Consider the following 18001-nt stretch of genomic DNA (forward strand, 5'->3'; position numbering starts at 1 on the left):
TGGGCCGGGCGCCCGCACCTTTTCGGTGGTACTCGCAAGTCGGGTGCCCCTCGGGTTGGGTGCCCGCGCCTTTTCGGTGGTACCACTTGCGCTGGGTGGCATCAGATGCGCGCGCATCTCGTGCCACCCAGCGCAAGTGGTACCACCGGCGGGTTTTGAATCGGGTTTTCTAGGATGGTGAACATGACGAAGAGCGAGGATTCCGGACCCGCCGGATTCGGCCGGCGCGGTCTGCTGGCCGGAGGGGTCGGCGGACTGGTGGTTGGCGGCCTGGTCAGCGGGGTGTCCGTGGCTACCACCCGGAGCGTCGGCGGTGACTCGGCGGGGGCCTCGGGCCAGGACACCGTGCCCTTCTACCGCACGGCCGGCGGCCCGCTGGGCCAGGCCGGGGTGCAGACCCCGCCGCCGCAGTACTCGGTCTTCATGTCCTACGACCTGGACATCGCCACGGGGCGCGAGCTACAGGTGCTGCTGGCCCGCTGGTCGGCGGCGATCGCCACACTCATGCAGGGCAAAGCACTGTCGGTGATCGAGCCGGAGCGCGCGAACGCCCAGCCGCTGGACTCCGGCGAGGCCAAGGGCCTGCCCGCGGCGAACCTGACGGTGACGCTGGGGTTGGGACCGGGGATCTTCGACAAGCGCTTCGATCTGGCCTCCAAACGGCCCAAGCGCTTCAAGAACCTGCCGGAGTTCTCCTCCGATGCGACCCTGGACAAGGACTATGTGGGTGGGGACGTATGCCTGCACGCATGCTCGGACGATCCGCAGGTGGCCTATCACGCGATCCGCGTGCTGACCCGGATGGCCAGGACCCAGGCGACCACGAAGTGGACGATCATCGGCTTCGGCCGGGCCTCGGCCCAGGCGGGCCAGGACACCCCGCGCAACCTATTCGGGTTCAAGGACGGGACGCGCAATGTCAAGACCGATGAGCAGTTCAAGCAGTGGGTGTGGGTCGACGACGACGATGTGGATTGGATGCAGGGTGGGACATACCTGGTCAGCCGCAAGATCGAGATGAACCTGGAGACCTGGGACGCGGACCCGATCGACGACCAGAACCGGATCTTCGGTCGGCACAAGGACTCCGGCGCACCGCTGACCGGGCACGGGGAATTCGATACCCCGGACTTCGCCGCGGCCGGCGAGGATGACGGCACCGCGATCGCGCACCGCTCGCATATCGCGCTGTCGGCCCCGGAGAACAACGACGATGTGATGATCCTGCGCCGGCCGTACAACTACACCGACGGCCTGAACGAACGCGGGCTGTTGGACGCCGGTCTGCACTTCCTGGCCTATGTCAACGATCCGGAACACTATGTGCGCCTGCAACAGCGCCTGGATTTCGGGGATCTGATGAACGAATACGTGTTCTACCGCGGCACCGGCCTGTTCTGCCTGCCCCCGCGCCCGGCCGAGGGTCGCTACATCGGCCAGGAACTGTTCGACTGAGCCCTTCTGAGGTCCACTACGTCGTTCCACTACGTCCCGAAATGTCGATATATCGGGGTTTCGGCCCGGATTTCGACAATTCGGGACGTAGTGGAACTTCTGGTGAGGGGTGGAAGAGTGGCATAATAGTTTTCTTATGTCTGCACCGTCCGCATCTTCTGCGTCTTCTGCTTCACACGCCGCGCCCACGCTCAATATGGGCGTGATCTGGGTGCTGCTCATCGCCGCCTTCGTGGCGATCCTCAACGAAACGACCATGGGGATCGCGATCCCGCACCTGAACCGGGACCTCGGCCTGTCGCCGGAACTGGGCCAGTGGCTGACCAGCGGTTTCATGCTCACCATGGCCGTGGTCATCCCGATCACCGGCTACCTGCTGGAGCGCTTCACCACCCGCCAGGTGTTCATCGCCGCGATGGTGGCCTTCACCGTCGGCACTCTGCTGTGCCTGGTGGCCCCCGGCTTCGTCCTCCTGATGACCGGTCGTGTGGTCCAGGCGCTGGGCACCGGTGTGATGATGCCCTTGCTGATGACGACGATCATGAACATGGTGCCCGCCGCATCGCGTGGGCGGATGATGGGCCGGGTCGGCCTGGTCATGTCCCTGGCTCCGGCGATCGGCCCGACCCTGGCCGGCGCCGTGCTCAACGCGCTGAGCTGGCGCTGGCTGTTCGGCATCATCCTGCCGATCGCGATCATCGCGCTGTTCGTGGGCGCCAAGTGGCTGAGCAATATCGGCGAGATCCGCAAGGCCCCCTTCGACGTGTTGTCCGTGGTGCTGTCCGCGCTGGCCTTCGGCGGGATCGTCTTCGGTCTCAGCCAGTTCGGTAGTGGCCAGGTCGAACTGGCCGGCTCCGTGCTGGCCGCCGGCATCGTGGCCCTGGCCCTCTTCGTCTGGCGCCAGATCGCGCTCACCCGCCGCGAGGCCGCACTGCTGGACCTGCGCGTGTTCCGCAGCAAGAACTTCACGATCGCGGTCATCATCATGGCGATCGTGGCGCTGGCGATGTTCGGCACCCTGACCCTGCTGCCGCAGTATCTGCAGAACGTCGCAGGTCTGTCCGCGCTGGTCTCCGGCCTGATCCTGCTGCCGGGCTCGTTGCTGATGGGCCTGCTGGGCCCGATGATGGGTCGGATCTACGACGCCCGGGGCCCCCGCACCCTGCTGGTCCCCGGTTCCGTGGCCGCCACCGCGGTTCTGTTCTACTATGCGACGTTGACCGAGCACACCTCCTGGGTGCTGCTGATGATCGCCCAGACGATCCTGTCGCTGGGCCTGGCGATGTGCTTCACCCCGCTGTTCTCAGCATCCCTGGGTTCGCTGGTCAAGCGCCTGTACTCGCACGGGTCCGCGGTGCTCAACACCCTGCAGCAGGTCGCCGGCGCGGCCGGCGTCGCCCTGCTGACGGTCACCTATTCCGGCATCCTGGCTGCGGGGACCTCGCGCGGCCTGTCCGTGCCCGAGGCCGGGGCCCCGGGTGCACGTGCCGCCTTCCTGATCGCCGCGGTGGTCGCTGTGGCGGCGGTCGTGCTGTCCTTCTTCGTGCGTAAGCCGGAGGAAGACGAGGACGGCGCCGCGGGCCCGGCTGCCGGTGGTGCAGGGCATCCCGAGCGCGAGGTGATCTGAGGCATTCGGTCGTATCAGCGGCGCTGCGTGTGAGCCCAGGTGCGGGTGGATCTGCGGATGTGTGGCTTTGCAGACGGGCGGCCACTCCGGTGCCCGCGGCCCTGCAGCCGTGGACCGAAAACGACCACGCGGTGAAACGCGGGGGAACGCCGTCCGGCTGCAAGTAGGCTTGTGGCATGGAGCTTTTCGATGATGACAGGATCACAGCCGAACTGACCCCGGCACATGCGGTTCGCACCATGCTCGAGGCCGTGGCCGAACACGGCCGCGGTGGACTGGAGGCGCCCAGCCGGATCAACGTCGACGTGGACCCGGTAGGCGCCGACCGTCTGGTCTTCACCACCGGCGGGACGTCCGAGGTGCTGGGCTACCGTGCCTATGTGCGCCCCAAGCTCAGTGCTCCGCAGGAGGTCGTCGTCGCCCACAGTGCCGTGACCGGCAGCGTCGATGCGGTGTTCGTCGGGACCCTGTTGGGGCCGCGGCGCACGGGTGCGCTCGGGGGAGCGGCGCTGAGCCTGGCCGCGGGCTCCCTGGGTGCGGGTTCGGTGACCGTGGCCGTGATCGGCTCGGGCATCCAGGCGTATCACCAGCTGTGGGCCCTGACCGGGGTCGACGGCCTGCACGCCGGCGAGGTGCGCATCTACTCGCCGAACGCCGAGCACAGGGACTCCCTGGCTGAGCGCGCGCGGAGCGAACTCGATCTGGCGCAGGCGAGTGCCGCCTCGGACGCGCGCGAGGCCGTAACCGGAGCGGACATCGTGCTGTGCGCGACGACCGCAGACGAACCCGTGCTGGCAACCGACTGGTTGACGCCGGACGCGATTGTGCACAGCCTGGGCACCGGGGCGGAGCTGCCGGCCGATCTGGCCCACGACGCGTTCCTCTACACCGATTCGCCCGCCCAGTACGATCAGGGCGCCGGCTCGCTGCCGGGACTGGCGATCGCCTCTCTGGGCGAGATCGCCACCGGCCGGGCCAAGGTCCCCGCGACCGGGCACCGGATCTTCCTCTCGCGGGGGCTGGCCGGCACCGAACCCCTGTTGTTGCACTCGCTGCTGGGGTGATTGGGCTGGTCCCGGGTCATTACATGCGCAAACCTGCAACACATACGCATATACGCGTATGTGTTGCAGGTTTGCGCATGCGATGCGGGGAGGCAGACGGTCCGGGCCTCAGGCCGCTGGAATGTAGAGGTCGAAGGTGCCGTCGAGGGAGACCTCGGCTATGGGGTGCCCGGCGAGGGTGACGACGGCGCGCCGGGTGGAACCATTGTCCACGACGTGCATGTCGACCAGGCCCGGGGCGATGGGTGAGGCGACCGGTAGGTGAGTGGCCTGAATCGGGCCCGTGGTCCGGCCCGGATCGGTGGTCGAAGTGGCCAGCCCGGAAGCGCCGCGGGCCGAGGCCTGCCCGGACGCGCTGCGGACCATGAGGTTCACGGCGTGGCAGGGGCGCTCCAGCGCCAGCAGCTCCACGGGCTCGGAGCCCGAAAAGCGCACGGCCCGGCCCGGCGCCACGGCGGTCCGGCGTCCGGAGATGCTCAGGACCACCGGACCGTCGGCTGCCACGAAGGTGCGCGCTACTCCGGGCAGCGCGGAGAACGGGGCGGGCGCGAGCAATTCGGCCACGCTCAGCCGCCACTGCAGCGGGGCTGCCCCAGCCGAGGCCACGGCTGGGATAGCCGGGACCTCGGCCCTGCCAGACGCCTCGGCACGGCCTGCCCGGCCGGGCACCGGCGTACTCGGCGGGCCCGGCAGCTCGGATGATTCCGCGTAGCCGATCAACTCGGTCGTCGTGCCCGCGCCATTGGCCCAGGGTGCGCCGGCCAGCTCGGCGAAGCGGCGGGCCGGGTGGGCTCGGCCGTCGGCAATCACCGCGTGCTTCCGAAAGCACTCGCGCGGTCGTCCACGAGGTCGATCACCCGTCGGCCCCTGCACGCATTCACGAAACGGTGTTCGCTCATGAAGCGGTGCTGGCTCATGAAGCGGCGGCCGGCTCGGACACCTTGGCCTCGGAGGGCTCGGCGGTAGCCGCAGCCGGGGTGGCCACGTCCGCGGAACCCGCGGGCACCTCGGCCGCCGGATCCGCGCTCGCAGCACCTGCGGCAGCGCCGCCGAGCGTGATGGTCCGCGGCCCGCCCTGCGCATGCTGATGGTAGCCGTCGAGGAACTCCTCGAGCCGGTCCAAGGCCTCGGACAGCATTTCGACCGAGGGCAGGGTGACGAGCCGGAAGTGGTCGGGCGCGGTCCAGTTGAAGGCGGTGCCGTGGCTGACCAGGATCTTCTGCTCCTTGAGCAGGTCCAGGGCGAAGCGCTCGTCGTCGACGATGCCGAACTTCTCCACGTCCAGCTTGGGGAACAGGTAGAGCGCGCCCTCGGCGGGTTCGCAGCTGACCCCGTCGATTTCGTTGAGCCGCTTGCAGCTGAAGTCGATCTGCGCGCCCAGCCGGCCGGTCGGCAGGACCAGGGCGTCGATCGACTGATAGCCGCCCAGCGCCGTGGCGATCGCGTGCTGGGCGGGGACATTGGCGCACATCCGCATATTCGCCAGCAGTTTGATGCCCTCGATATAGCTGGTGGCCTTCCAATTGGGGCCGGTGATCGCCAGCCAGCCCGAGCGGTAGCCGGCCACCCGGTAGGCCTTGGACAGCCCGGAGAACGTCAGGCACAGGACGTCCTCCCCGGTCAGCGTGGCCATATTGGTCATCTGCGTGCCGTGGTAGGTGATCTTCTCGTAGATCTCGTCGGCGAAGATGAGCAGTTCGTGTTCGGCGGCCAGCGTCACGATCTGCCGCAGCGTTTCCTCCGAATAGACCGCACCCGTGGGGTTGTTCGGGTTGATGACGACGATGCCCTTGGTATTGGGCGTGATCTTCGCGCGGATGTCCTCGACATCGGGCATCCAGCCGTTGGACTCATCGCAGGTGTAGTGCACGGGGGTGCCGCCGGCCAGTGCGACCGAGGCCGTCCACAGTGGGTAGTCCGGCGCCGGCACGAGGATCTCATCGCCGTGGTTGCACAGGGCCTGCAGGCTCAGGGTGATGAGTTCGGAGACGCCGTTGCCGATGTAGACGTCGTCGGAGGACAGATTATGGATGCCCTTCGTCTCGTAGTACTGCACGATCGCGCGGCGCGCCGAGGGGATGCCGCGCGAATCGCTGTAGCCCTGCGCGGTGGGCAGAGCCTTGATCATGTCGACGAGGATCGCATCGGGGGCCTCGAAGCCGAAGGGTGCCGGATTGCCGATATTGAGTTTGAGGATGCGGTGGCCGGCTGCCTCCATGCTGTCCGCGGCGTCCAGGACCGGGCCGCGAATGTCGTAGAGCACATTGGCCAGCTTGTCCGACTGCTTGAACATGGGTGGGAACTCCTCGGTTGTCTGCGTGGTGGCCGCGTCCGCCGGTCGGGGTGCGGCGGCATGTCTTGCCGCCGTCCGGCCCGGCTCCGAACCGCGTCCAGTGTGACGGTCCGCGCCCCAGCCTACGCGCAACGCCGTTGCACAACCGCATTCCAAAAGGTTCGACCTGGGTGCCTTTGGCGCGCTGGCGCGGCAGCACAAAGGTTCCGGGGCCGAGGTTCCGGCCGGGACCTCGGGCGCGGACGCCGGGTGTGCTCGGGGCGGCCGGGTGCGCTTGGGGTGGCCGGGCCGGTGCCATGGCAGGCCCAAGGGCGGGCGTCCCAGGGGGACGTCCCGCGGCGGCGGGTGGGGGCGGCAGACGGAGCCGTGGGTGGGGAGGCGAGTGGAACGGCGAGTGGGAAGGCGCGCCCCGATACAATCGACTGTCGTGGACTCCCAGACGATCCTGCTCATCCTCGACCTGGCCGGCGTATTCGCCTTCGCACTGTCGGGGAACCTGCTGGCCGCCCGGCTCAATATCGACATCACCGGCGGGCTGGTGCTCGGCGCGCTGGCCGGCCTGGGCGGCGGGATCGTCCGCGACGTCATCCTCGTGACCTTCCCCGTCACCCTGGCCAATCCGCTGTACCTGATCCCGCCGGTGCTCAGCACCGTGTTCGTGTACTTCCTGGGGCAGCGCGTGCTGCCGCTGCGCACGCTCATCATCGTCTTCGACGCGCTGGGGCTGAGCCTGTTCTGCATGACCAGCGTGGTGCGGGTGCTGGACTTCGAGGTCAATGTGCCCGCCGCGATCGTGCTGGGGCTGATCACCTGCTGCGGCGGCGGCCTGTTGCGCGATGTGGTGGCCAATGAGCTGCCGGCGGTGTTCAACGGCTCCGACCTGTACATGATCCCGTCGGCGGTGGGGTGCGCGCTGACCGCGGCGGTGTGCCGGCTGGACTGGTTCAACCTGTGGACCGGGCTGATCATCGCGGCCTTTGTGTTCGCCTTCCGGATGACGGCGTGGAAGCTGCAATGGCATGTGCCATCACCCATGCGGCAATGGTCCTACCAGGGCCTGCGCACCCGCCGCCGCAGCCGCACCGACGACGTCTTCCGCGGCGGTCCCGACGGACAGTGAGCTGACGCGAGTCGCGCTGGATGTTCCACTACTTGACGAAATGTCGATTTCTGCTCGAAATCGCCGATATATCAACATTTCGGCAAGTAGTGGAACTCAGGGACGGTGTGTGGGGTGGGTCAGGGGAGGAGGGTGGCGAAGATGTCCAGGAAGCGGTCCACGTCCGGCTCGGTGATGGCCAGGGGCGGGCGCACCTTCAGCGTATTGCCCGCCTGGCCCGAGGCCGAGATCAGCACTCCGGCCTCCCGCAGTTCGTTGACCAACCGGTTCGCCGAGGCCGGGTCGGGGGCACCGGATTCGTCCAGTACGTCCAGGCCCAGGAACAGCCCCGCGTGCCGGACGGGCGCGAACCGGGGGTCCGCGCCGTAGGCTGCTCCGGCTGCAGTGGGCATTGCGCCGACTGCAGCGCCGGACGTCGCGCCTGCCGCGGGGGACTGCGCGTCCGAGGCCCCGCCCCGTTCGGCGCCGGCGCTCATGTTCAGCGTCCGGTCGGCCGTGAGCCGGCTCAGATCGTCGGCCAGTCGATCGCCCAAGCGCAGCGCGTGCGCCGGCAGGTCCTCGGAGCGGATCACCTCGAGCACCGCGCGGGCGGCCGCGATCGACACGGGATTGCCGCCGAAGGTGTTGAAGTAGCGGACGTTCTGGCCGAACTTCCGGCCGACCTCGCGCCGATGCACGACCGCCGAGATCGGCATGCCATTGCCCATCGGCTTGCCCAGCACGACGATATCGGGCACGAAGGACTCGGCCCCGGCCCCGCCCCCTGCCGAGGTTGCCGCCGCGCCAGTGCCGACAGTGCCGGCAGTGTCCGCCGCGCCCGCTGTGTCATCTGAGCCGACTTCGGCCGGATGCCGCGCGAAGCCCCACATGGTGCCGGTGCGCCCGAAGCCCGGCTGGACCTCGTCGGCGATGTAGAGGCCCCCGTAGCGGTGCGCGACGGCGGCAGCCGCCGGCAGCAACCCCAGCGGATCGGGCCGCACTCCGTCCGAGGACATGATCGAGTCGATGAGCACCGCGGCCAGTCCCGCGCCCATCTCCTGCAACCGGACGGCGGCGGACTCGACGGCCGCGGCGAAGGCGGCCGAGGCCTCGGCCGGGGAAGCCGCCGAAACCGCCGTGTCGGGCAGCTCGACGAGTTCGACGAAGGGGCTCAGCGCATTGCCGTCGCCCAGGCTCGGCGACAGTTCCGCCGAGGCGGTGGTGGTGCCGTGGTAGGCGTGCGAGGTGACGATGATGCCGCGGTTGCCCGTGTAATAGCGGGCCATGCGCACGGCCAGGTCGACGGCCTCGGAGCCGGTGCAGGCGTAGGTGACGCGGTCCAGGGCCGGCGGGAATTCGGCCAGCAGCGCCTCCGAATAGTCCACCACGACGGGGGTGATGTAGCGCGTGTGGGTGCTGAGGGTGGACAGCTGGCGCGAGACGTATTCGGTGACCAGCGGGTGTGAGTGCCCGATGCTGGGGACGTTGTTGTACATGTCGATGTACTCGCGGCCGGCCGTGTCGTAGAGGCGCGCGCCCTGGCCCCTGACCAGCTCCACCGGGTGCTCGTAGAACAGGCGGTAGGAGTCGGACAGGACGGCATTGCGGCGGCGGATCAGTTCGGAATCTTCGGGACTGGACCCCTGGCGGAGGTTCGCTTCACGGCTCATACGCCTAGTCTGGCACGCCGGACGCGTCCTTGAGCGTCTTATGAGTGCGGGCGAGGTGGGGTGGTGTCCGCGCCGGCTGCCGCACCGGAGTCGTGCATGGGAGACTGGAGGGATGCATAGCGATGAGCAGCCGGGGCGGCCGGGACCTGAATCGGAGCAGTACCCGGTTCAGCCTCGGGAACCCGCGGCCGGCCGGCAGCCGGAACCCGTCGCCCGGGATGCGGGCACCCGTGCCGGCATCCTCGCCCCAACTATCCATCCTCGTGCCGTGGTCGCCCTGGCGATCGTCGCCGCGGCCGCGGTGCTGGGGCTGGGACTGGTGGTGCGGCTGGATCCGGGGATCGACATGGCGATCGTCATCTGGGCCAACGGTCTGCACCCGGGGTGGGTCGGGGCCTCGACGGATGCCGTCTATGGATTCCAGCGGGTACCCGGCGCGATCGGTCTGCTGCTCGGCGCCGGGGCGCTGGCCTGGTGGGGGACGCGCTCGCCCCGGGCCGTGCTGACCTTCGTGCTGACGGTCGCCGTGACCTGGCTGCCGATCACAGGGATCAAGGAGCTGGTGGATCGGCCGCGGCCCGACCATGCCCTGTTGGCCCAGCCCTTTGCCTCGTGGCCCGCCGATCCCTCCTTCCCCAGTGGGCACACGGGGTTCGCGGTGGCGCTGGCCATGGGGGTGTGGTTCCTGGTGCGCAGGACCCGGGCCCGGCCCATCGCCGCGGTACTGTGTGTGGCCTATCCGGCGCTCATCGTGTGCACGGTGCTCATCGTCGGCGTCCACCATCCCACCGATGTCCTGGGCTCGATCGTATGGTCGGTCGCGGTGGCCCCCGCTGTGCGCTTGGGCCTGGTTGCGGCAGGCGACCGGATCGGTTCCGGTGATCCATCCGGTTCACGTGGTTCCGGGGGTTCATCTCGCCGGAGTTCCACTACATAGGCTCCATCGCATAACAGTTCCACTACGTGACGAAATGTTGATTTTCGGAGGTGGGAGCGCTCCCAATCGACATTTCGCTATGTAGTGGACGAAGGTCGTAGTGGAGTCGTAGTGGACGAAGGTCGGGGGTGCTCCCATAGGATTGGGGGCATGAGTCGACCGCTGCATTCTCTGACCCCAGCCGAGGTCGCCGAACTGTGCCGCGCGCACTTCGGCCTGGACGTGCAGGTGGGCCGCTTCCTGGCCGGCGAGATCGCGGTCAATATCGTGGTGACCGCCTCGGGCGAGGACGTTGCCAAGAGCTATGTGCTCAAGGCCGAGTACCCCAGTCCCACGATGCCCGTCGAACACGCCGACTGGTTCTGCGCCGTGCAGGGCCTGGCGGCCCGCGCCGGCTTGCCGGTGGCCCGGCAGGTGCCCGCACTGCACCCGTATTCGACCGCGGCCGGCGAGTCCTCGGGCTATCTGGCACTCGTCGCTGTGCCGCCGAGGGACGTTGCGGTGCCGCCGAAGGGCACTGCAGTGAGCGACACCGCATTGCAGGACACCACGAAAGACACCACGGCGAAGGACCCCGCGCCTGCGGACGCTGCGCCGCAGACCGCGCCGCCCCAGGGCGCCGTGCCCAAGGACGCCGCGCTGCCGGGCGCTACTGCGACGGGCACACAGACGACGGGCACAACGCCGTTGGGCACAGAGCTGTTGGGCACAGAGGCGAACGCCGGTGGCCCCGCGGCGGTGGCCTCGGCGGACGATGGGCAGGCGGATGCCGGGCCCCGGGTGATGCTGCGCCTGCAGGAGTACCTGGCCGGCGAGGTCGCGGCCTCCGCCGAGGTCCCGGCCGACTATCCGCAGCAGGTCGGCCGACTGACGGCCCGGCTGGTCGCGGCGCTGGCGCAGGCTCCGGCCGAGCCCGAACCGATCCTGCACCCGTGGTCGTTCGAGACCACCGGGCGCAATGTGCTCTCGGCCGCCGATCGGATTGCAGCGCTCGAATCCGCCGGCCTGGTCCCGGTGGACATGGGGACCCGGCTGTCCGCCGACGTCGCTCTGGCCCGGCGAGTCGCGCGTGCCTTCGAAACGCGCGTGCGGCCATTGCTGCCCGAGTTGCCGTGCCAGGTCGTGCATCAGGACGTCAACGATTTCAACATCCTGCTCGGCGCGGGCGCCGCGGGTACGGCCGAGGCCACGCCCGGCGCGCTGCACATCACCGGACTGATCGACTTCGGCGACACCCGCACAGCTCCGCGCGTGGTGGAACTGGCGATCGCCGCCTCGTACACGATGCTGGGCGTGGACGATCCGCTGGCTGCCCTGCGCGCCTGTGTCTCCGCCTACGTCGCGGCCTCGGCCGGCACCCCCGCCGAACTCACGGATCGGGAACTCGAATTGGTCGAGGTGAGTGCGCTGGCCCGGCTGTGTCTCAACGCCTGCACCTGGTCCGCCCGCACGCTGGCCGCCGGCCTCGACTCGCCGGACGCCGCCTACGGCCGGGCGCGGATGGCGCGTACCTGGCCCGTGGTCAGGGCCCTGGCCGAGGCCATCGTCGGCTGAGCGTCCTCGCGTCGAGTCTCAGGGTCCGGGCGGCCGGATGTCGAAGGCCGGGCTTAGCGGCGATGGTCAGGGCCAGTGGTTAGAGTGGGGCCCATGAGTTCTGTCCTCCGCGTTTCCGGTACCCATGATCACTCCGTAGCTGAGGAAGGCGAGACGGCTGCAGGCGCAGCCGCCGCAAACGCGGGCGCCTCAAGCTTGGCCGCCTCAAACGCGGCCGGATCCGGTGCCTCGGCCCCCAGCCGGCGGCGCATCCTCAAGTCCGCGGCTGTGGGCGTGACGGGCGTTGCTGTGGTCGGCGGTCTGGCGGCCTGCGGCTCGGAGTCGAAGGCGCCCGAACCGCTTGAACTCCCCGAAACAGAGGTCCCCGTCGGCTCCGGCGTCGTGAAGAACAGCTGGGTGGTCGTGCAGCCGACGAAGGGCGATTTCAAGGCGTACTCGGCGATCTGCCCCCATCAGGGATGCCTGGTGCGGCAGGTGACCAAGGACGACATCACGTGTCCGTGCCACACCTCGGTGTTCTCAACCGAGGACGGATCGAAGATCGCGGGCCCGGCCAATAAGGGTCTGACGCCGGGCAAGGTGGAGAAGTCGGGGGCCGCCCTCAAGATCAGCGCGAGCTGAGGCACTCGGGCCCGGCCCGTCACCGGGGCGCGCGCCGTCCCAGCCGCCTGGTCTCCTGGCCTCACGCCCTTCGCCGCATCGCATACGGAAACCTGCAACACATACGTGTATACACGTATGTGTTGCAGGTTTCCGTATGCGATGCGGGGCCTGGGCCGCGCGATGTGAGCGGCCGGTCGCGCAATGCGCATGTCCTGGGTCGGTGAGGCTCAGATCCTGAACCCCTTGGCCCGGAACTTCTCGATGATTCTGTACCCGCGCGGTCCCGGCAGGACATCGCTCCACTCGACGCGGATGACCACATGTCGTAGCGCGAGCCTGTCCTCGCGGCGCTTCTCCTGCTTCATCCGGGGCCCGTACTCGTTGTATTTGCTCCAGCCATCGGCCTCGATGATGAGGTTGAGGCGGGGAATGTAGAAGTCGACCCGATCGCTGAAACCCGCGAGGGCATCGTCGAAGGGGAATGCCACCTGCTGCCAGAAATCGTGGATGCCCAGGCGGTGGAGCGCCAATGCCGTGAGCGATTCCAAGGGTGACTCGGCGAGTCCGGTGGACCAACCGAGCAAGCGCCTGGCTTTGCTCATGTTCCTGCTCGCGGCATGCTCTGCGAGTTGGTTCAGGGTCTGTTGCAGCCTCTCTCGCCGCTGAGCGATGTGGCGGACCAACCGGGGCGTAGCTGCCGGGACACCCGTCACCGGGGGCGGCGGATTGCTTGCAGGCTGCGCTGGACCGTGGCCTGGCGGCACCAGAAGAGGGACCACCTGGCCGAACGCTTCGGGCGCCATGTCATTGGTGCGGGCCAGAGCGTCGATCATCGCAGTGTGCCGATAGGCGGGGTCGAACTGAGCGCGAGCGCCTTCGGGCCCATGCCTTTCCACCAGGTTCGATGGAAACTGCAGATAGAGTCCGGTCCTGGTCCGGTTCGGGTATGCCGCAAGCCTGCCTGCAGTGATTTCGGAGATACCGCCTGTGTAGGCGTCTGCGGCGATGATTCCGTGCACCTCATCGCAATCCCGGAGGAGGTCCGCAGCGGTCCACAACGGATCGGTCATCAAAACGCCGGGCAACGCCGCGCAGGTGTCGTACAGGTGCTCCGCCGGAACGGATCGCTGTCGCTTCCGGAAGGTCTTGTTCGTGTAGGACGGGCGTTCGGGACGGGATACTTCGATGTGGGCGAGGTCCGGGGTCGGGAGGGGGATCCCCTGTGCTGCTGCGGCGGATCGGTGGCTGAGGTGCTCTCCGGGTGCGAGTCGGAGGGTCGATATGTGTCCCAGATGATGTGCGATTTCGCGTTGAAAAACCGTTGCGGGGGATGCGCCTGTCGCAGGCCGCCCCTCCGCCGACCGATTCCTCGGTTGATGGTCGGTGTGTCTCTGGTCGGTGCCCTGATCGGCAGCTGAACCACTGCGCTCCGGACCGGGATCCAAGAGTTCGGGCGAGTCGATCCACTGCATGAACACGGCATGTGCAGGCGTTTGGCATACGCGCACAACGGCGTATACGCCGCGATGTCTCCTCGTGGTGCAGCAACCCCGGGATGATTGAAGCAATCTATCGATAGAAATATCATTTGGTAGCGATGATCGTGAAAAGACGTTGTACATGGTCACATGGTGCTACATGTTAGACACGATTGGAAGAGGTTTGATCCTATTACATGCGGAAACCTGCAACACATACGCATATACACGTATGTGTTGCAGGTTTCCGCATGTGATGTGGAGGAGATGCGGGCGCGCCGCCGGGGGAGCGAGCTCGGGGTCGCCCCCGCTAGACTGGTGGGCGTGACTTCAGCAGGGACACCCGGGAATTCGGGGACAGCAGGGACACCCACGACCGATGCGGGCCGCCCCGCGGCCACCATCTCGGTCAAGCAGTACGCCGGGACCGGCCTGTGGATGGCGATCCGCGGCGCCTTGGGCGTGATCTTCGGCTTGGCGACTGTGTTCTGGCCGCGCGAGATGCTGGGGGGTCCCACCAATCTGGGCATCCCCGTGCGCACCGCCGACCTCATCATCGCGGTCTTCCTGGCGCTGCAGGCAGTGCTCATCCTCGTCCAGGTCAAGTACAGCCCCGCGATCATCCGCATGCCCCTCCTGGGCCAGGCGATCGTCGTGGTCCCGGCCCTGGTCTTCCTGCTCCTGGCCTCGACCGCCGGCCAGCTGCGCGCGGCCGTCTGCGTATGGGCGGTGCTGCACGCCATCATCGAGCTGTGGATCTACGCGCTGCTGCGCGCCACGCCGAACGCCAACGACTACCTGATCGCCGGAGGTGTCCACCTGCTGCTGGGCATCGCACTGTTGGTGGGCTTCAGCATGCACGCGCTGAGCGTCACGGGCTTTTCGGGAGCGGCGGTCCTCATCGCCTCGATCCTCTACATCATCGGTGGGTTCACCCGACGCTCGCGTGTGCGGACGCTGCGCGACTCGGGCCTGGGCGATGACGACGCGGCGGCCGACACGGATATCCTGGCCGCCGAGGAGCTCGTCGCCATCCAACGCCGCGACGAAGCCGATGGCGAAGAGGGCTTCGAACCGCACGGCCGCGCCTGAACCTTCGCGCCTGAACCTTCGCGCCTGCACCGGCCGTGCCCGCGCCTTGCCAAAATGCCCGCGCCTTGCCGTGTGGCTCCACAACAGTTCCAGTGGCTCGATAAATCGTGAGTTGTGCTGCCACCGGTGCATGTGTGGAGCCACCGCCCGGGTGGTACCTCCCTGGCGCCTCGGGCAGTCGTGTTCGTCACATATCGCTTCCCGCCGTCGACTAGAGTCGGAACCACAGTCGAAGTCGCAGGTCGGCCACGATGAGGGTCGGCGGGTCGAGGAGGTCGGATGGGCGCCGAGGTGACACCAACGGAAGCATATGGGGCCGGCTCCGCCTTCCCCGATCCCAGCGGCCTCGGCACCTGGGACCCGGCCACCCCCACTGTGGGACCGCTGGGCGACCTGGCCCAGGCCTCGCGTGAACTGCCCGAGGGCCTGCTGGCCCGTCTGGTCCAGCTCGCCCACTCGCCCACGCTGTTGGTCGCCACCGACTACGACGGCACCATCGCCCCGCTGGTGGACCGCCCCACCCACGCCTTCCCCCTGCCGATCTCGGTCGCCAGCATGCGCTCGCTGGCGGCGCTGCCCGATACCGACTCGGCGGTCATCTCCGGCCGTGCGCTGCGCGACCTGGCCGCCATGTCCCGGCTCCCGCGCGAGGTCACACTGCTCGGCTCGCACGGAATCGAGGACAGCCCCGACACCGAGGACTTCCTCAGCCCCGTCGCCCGCACCCTGCTCACCCGCATCCGCGCGCGCATGAACGCCCTGTTGGCCCAGGCCCCCGCGCTGCTGGTCGAGGCCAAGCCCACGGGCGTGGCCGTGCACCTGCGCGGCCTGGGCCCCGACATCGAGGACCTGGCACGCCGGGCCGTCGCCGAGGTCGAGTCCTGGGCGGGCGTGACCGCGGTGCACGGCAAGGATGTAGTGGACCTGAGCGTGGTGCCGACGTCGAAAGCGCGTGCCCTGGCACAGCTGCGCGGCTCGCTGCGCGATCCGGCGGTCGTCTACATCGGCGACGACACCTCGGACGAGGCGGCACTTGCCACCCTGGGTGACAGCGACCTGGGTATCCGGGTCGGCACGCCCGAGGCCGCCCTCGCCGGCGCTGCCGCTTCGCCCGCCGCCTCGCCCGCCGCGACGACCTCCACCTCCGAAACCGCGGCCTCGTTCACGGTGGCCGATCCGCAGGCCGTGGCGCTGGTGCTCTCCAGCCTGTTCGAGCTGCGCCGGGCCTGGCTGTTCGGCTCGAAGTCGGTCCCGATCGAGCGACACTCGCTGCTGGGCAACGGCCATTCCCTGGCGCTGGTGGACGCGGCCGGTCGGATCGTCTGGATGCCCTACCCGCTGCCGCACTCGGCCGCGCTCTTTTCGGAGATCCTCGGCAGCAGGCAGGCCGGCTACTTCAGCTTGGAGGCGGCGGACGGCGCCCGGCCGCTGACCCAGCGCTATCGGACGAACTCGATGGTCCTGGAGACGCGCTGGCCGGGCCTGAACTGCCACGACTACTTCGCCCCGGCCAGCACCCCGAAGTCCGCCGACGCGGTGCTGGTGCGCGAACTCACCGGCGACGCCCCGGCGCAAATCCGCTTCGCCCCACGCCCGGACTTCGGCGCGACCCCGGTCCGCCTGGAATTGATCCCCGGCGGCGTGCGGGTGCTCACGACCTCGGAACCGATCACGCTGTACGCCCCCGGAGTGCGCTTCCGGATCGAACGGGAGCCCGGCGCCGGCGGGATCGGCGGCTCGGACACAGCGGTCGCCACGGTGGTGCCGGCCAATGAGCCCGGCGAGCGCGTGGTCCTGGCCCTGGCCCTGGGCGGGGAGTACGAGGAGCCCGGCGGGGTGCTCGACGAACTGTTCTCGGGCCCGCCGGCGCATCTGCGCCACGAAGTGCACAGGGCCTCGCGTGACTGGGTCGCCTCCTTGGACCTGCCGGATCTGCACCAGGAGGCGGTGGTCCGTTCGGCGCTGACACTGCGCGCACTGTGCCACGAACCCACCGGCGGGGTGCTGGCAGCGGCCACAAGTTCCCTGCCCGAGGGCCTGGGCGGGGTGCGCAACTGGGATTACCGCTACTGCTGGCTGCGCGACGGTTCGATGACGGTGCGGACCCTGCTGGAGCTGGGTTCGACGAAGGAGGCGGTGGGCTTCCTCGACTGGCTGACCGGGATCCTGGCCGGCGCCCAGGGCCCCGAGCAGCTGCACCCGCTGTACGCGGTCGACGGTTCGGCTCTGACGACCGAGGCCGTGCTGGGCCATCTGCCCGGATACGCCGGTTCGCGGCCGGTGCGGGTGGGCAATGCTGCCGAGCACCAGGTGCAGTTGGACGTGTTCGGCCCGGTCACCGAGCTCTTGTTGGAGTGTGCCAGGGCCCTGGGGGAGCTACGCACGGAGCACTGGGAGCTGACCCGTCAGATGGTGCTGGCTGTGTCTCGGCGCTGGGAGGAACCCGACCACGGCATCTGGGAGGCCCGGCGCGCGCCGAAGCACAATGTGTACACGAAGGTCATGTGTTGGGTGACGGCCGATCGGGCGGTACGGATCGCCGAGGAATTCGGCAAACCGGTGCCGGGGACCTGGATCGAGCTGCGCGAGGCGATTGCCGCGGACGTGCTCGACAAGGGCTTCAATCGGGCCGTGGGCGCCTTCACCGTGGCCTATGGTGAGGACGATCTGGACGCCGCGGCCCTGTTCGTGGGGCTGTCCGGCCTGCTGCCGGGCGACGATCCGCGCTTCGTGGCCACGGTGGACGCAGTGGAGCGGGACCTGCGGGCCGGGCCCACCGTGTTCCGCTATCACTACGCCGACGGCCTGCCGGGGCTGGAGGGTGGGTTCCACATCTGTACCAGCTGGCTGATCGAGGCGCTCGCCCTGGTGGGGCGCACGGGGGATGCGCTGGACCTGTTCGAGCGTCTGCACGGGTTGTTGGGGCCCACCGGGATGTTGCCGGAGGAGTACGATCCCGTGGCCGAAACCCACCTGGGCAACACCCCGCAGGCCTATTCGCATCTGGGCTACATCCGCTGCGCCCGGCTGCTCGACGATGTGCTGGCGCGCACCGGTGGGCCGCAGACCGAGCCCCTGCCGATCGTCCGCCCGGAGTTCCTCGAGTAGGACTCAAAGCTCTGCACTCAG

At 68.7% G+C, this 18001-nt stretch carries 13 protein-coding genes; 9 read left to right on the forward strand and 4 right to left on the reverse strand.

Annotation, left to right across the window (positions count from 1 at the left end; translation table 11 throughout):
• The first annotated feature begins 183 nt into the window (after positions 1-183).
• The 3 genes from NQ036_RS09810 (at position 184) to NQ036_RS09820 (ending at position 4146) form a co-directional block, all read left to right on the forward strand.
• On the forward strand, positions 184-1455 hold the full coding sequence (locus tag NQ036_RS09810) for a Dyp-type peroxidase (protein WP_257049933.1): 1272 nt from the start codon (positions 184-186) through the stop codon (positions 1453-1455).
• Between the two features lie 136 nt (positions 1456-1591).
• Positions 1592-3082 (forward strand): MDR family MFS transporter, encoded by a 1491-nt coding sequence (locus NQ036_RS09815; RefSeq protein WP_257049934.1) that lies wholly within the window; start codon positions 1592-1594, stop codon positions 3080-3082.
• Positions 3083-3258: 176 nt separating this feature from the next.
• Positions 3259-4146, forward strand: a complete 888-nt coding sequence (locus tag NQ036_RS09820) for a hypothetical protein (RefSeq protein ID WP_257049935.1) — start codon at positions 3259-3261, stop codon at positions 4144-4146.
• 108 nt (positions 4147-4254) lie between these two features.
• Here NQ036_RS09820 and NQ036_RS09825 read toward each other — a convergent pair whose 3' ends face one another.
• The gene (locus tag NQ036_RS09825; protein ID WP_257049036.1) at positions 4255-4956 is read right to left on the reverse strand and encodes a HutD family protein; all 702 of its coding nucleotides are present in this window, start codon (positions 4954-4956) and stop codon (positions 4255-4257) included.
• Positions 4957-5059: 103 nt separating this feature from the next.
• Positions 5060-6439 (reverse strand): pyridoxal phosphate-dependent aminotransferase, encoded by a 1380-nt coding sequence (locus tag NQ036_RS09830; protein WP_306427853.1) that lies wholly within the window; start codon positions 6437-6439, stop codon positions 5060-5062.
• 427 nt (positions 6440-6866) lie between these two features.
• On the opposite strand from NQ036_RS09830, the gene NQ036_RS09835 reads away from it, so the two are divergent.
• A complete protein-coding gene (locus NQ036_RS09835) occupies positions 6867-7559 on the forward strand; it encodes a TRIC cation channel family protein (RefSeq protein WP_257049037.1) in 693 nt (230 codons plus the stop codon).
• Between the two features lie 119 nt (positions 7560-7678).
• On the opposite strand, the gene NQ036_RS09840 is transcribed toward NQ036_RS09835, so the two are convergent.
• Entirely contained in the window at positions 7679-9208 is a 1530-nt protein-coding gene (locus NQ036_RS09840) for an aspartate aminotransferase family protein (RefSeq protein ID WP_257058554.1), read from the reverse strand.
• 112 nt (positions 9209-9320) lie between these two features.
• Between NQ036_RS09840 and NQ036_RS09845 the strand changes: the two genes are divergently transcribed.
• The 3 genes from NQ036_RS09845 (at position 9321) to NQ036_RS09855 (ending at position 12320) form a co-directional block, all read left to right on the forward strand.
• Positions 9321-10145 carry a phosphatase PAP2 family protein gene (locus tag NQ036_RS09845; protein ID WP_257058557.1) on the forward strand — a complete coding sequence of 275 codons (825 nt, stop codon included), beginning with the start codon at positions 9321-9323 and terminating at the stop codon, positions 10143-10145.
• Positions 10146-10295: 150 nt separating this feature from the next.
• The gene (locus NQ036_RS09850; RefSeq protein WP_257058559.1) at positions 10296-11699 is read left to right on the forward strand and encodes a phosphotransferase; all 1404 of its coding nucleotides are present in this window, start codon (positions 10296-10298) and stop codon (positions 11697-11699) included.
• 93 nt (positions 11700-11792) lie between these two features.
• The gene (locus NQ036_RS09855) at positions 11793-12320 is read left to right on the forward strand and encodes a Rieske (2Fe-2S) protein (RefSeq protein WP_257058562.1); all 528 of its coding nucleotides are present in this window, start codon (positions 11793-11795) and stop codon (positions 12318-12320) included.
• A gap of 209 nt (positions 12321-12529) precedes the next feature.
• On the opposite strand, the gene NQ036_RS09860 is transcribed toward NQ036_RS09855, so the two are convergent.
• On the reverse strand, positions 12530-13372 hold the full coding sequence (locus NQ036_RS09860; protein WP_257058565.1) for an endonuclease domain-containing protein: 843 nt from the start codon (positions 13370-13372) through the stop codon (positions 12530-12532).
• 732 nt (positions 13373-14104) lie between these two features.
• On the opposite strand from NQ036_RS09860, the gene NQ036_RS09865 reads away from it, so the two are divergent.
• Positions 14105-14872: a hypothetical protein gene (locus NQ036_RS09865; protein WP_257058567.1), complete on the forward strand. Its 768-nt coding sequence runs from the start codon at positions 14105-14107 to the stop codon at positions 14870-14872.
• 279 nt (positions 14873-15151) lie between these two features.
• Entirely contained in the window at positions 15152-17980 is a 2829-nt protein-coding gene (gene otsB / locus NQ036_RS09870) for a trehalose-phosphatase (protein WP_257058579.1), read from the forward strand.
• Positions 17981-18001: the final 21 nt, after the last annotated feature.

It is taken from the genome of Brevibacterium sp. 91QC2O2, from assembly GCF_024580695.1.
Lineage (GTDB): Bacteria > Actinomycetota > Actinomycetes > Actinomycetales > Brevibacteriaceae > Brevibacterium > Brevibacterium moorei.

Bases quoted from the DNA above. Each gene is read 5' to 3' on its own strand.
- NQ036_RS09810 (WP_257049933.1), top strand. From the start codon at position 184: ATGACGAAGAGCGAGGATTCCGGACCCGCCGGATTCGGCCGGCGCGGT.
- NQ036_RS09815 (WP_257049934.1), top strand. From the start codon at position 1,592: ATGTCTGCACCGTCCGCATCTTCTGCGTCTTCTGCTTCACACGCCGCG.
- NQ036_RS09820 (WP_257049935.1), top strand. From the start codon at position 3,259: ATGGAGCTTTTCGATGATGACAGGATCACAGCCGAACTGACCCCGGCA.
- NQ036_RS09830 (WP_306427853.1), bottom strand. From the start codon at position 6,439: ATGTTCAAGCAGTCGGACAAGCTGGCCAATGTGCTCTACGACATTCGC.
- NQ036_RS09840 (WP_257058554.1), bottom strand. From the start codon at position 9,208: ATGAGCCGTGAAGCGAACCTCCGCCAGGGGTCCAGTCCCGAAGATTCC.
- NQ036_RS09845 (WP_257058557.1), top strand. From the start codon at position 9,321: ATGCATAGCGATGAGCAGCCGGGGCGGCCGGGACCTGAATCGGAGCAG.
- NQ036_RS09850 (WP_257058559.1), top strand. From the start codon at position 10,296: ATGAGTCGACCGCTGCATTCTCTGACCCCAGCCGAGGTCGCCGAACTG.
- NQ036_RS09855 (WP_257058562.1), top strand. From the start codon at position 11,793: ATGAGTTCTGTCCTCCGCGTTTCCGGTACCCATGATCACTCCGTAGCT.
- NQ036_RS09860 (WP_257058565.1), bottom strand. From the start codon at position 13,372: ATGACCGATCCGTTGTGGACCGCTGCGGACCTCCTCCGGGATTGCGAT.
- otsB (WP_257058579.1), top strand. From the start codon at position 15,152: ATGGGCGCCGAGGTGACACCAACGGAAGCATATGGGGCCGGCTCCGCC.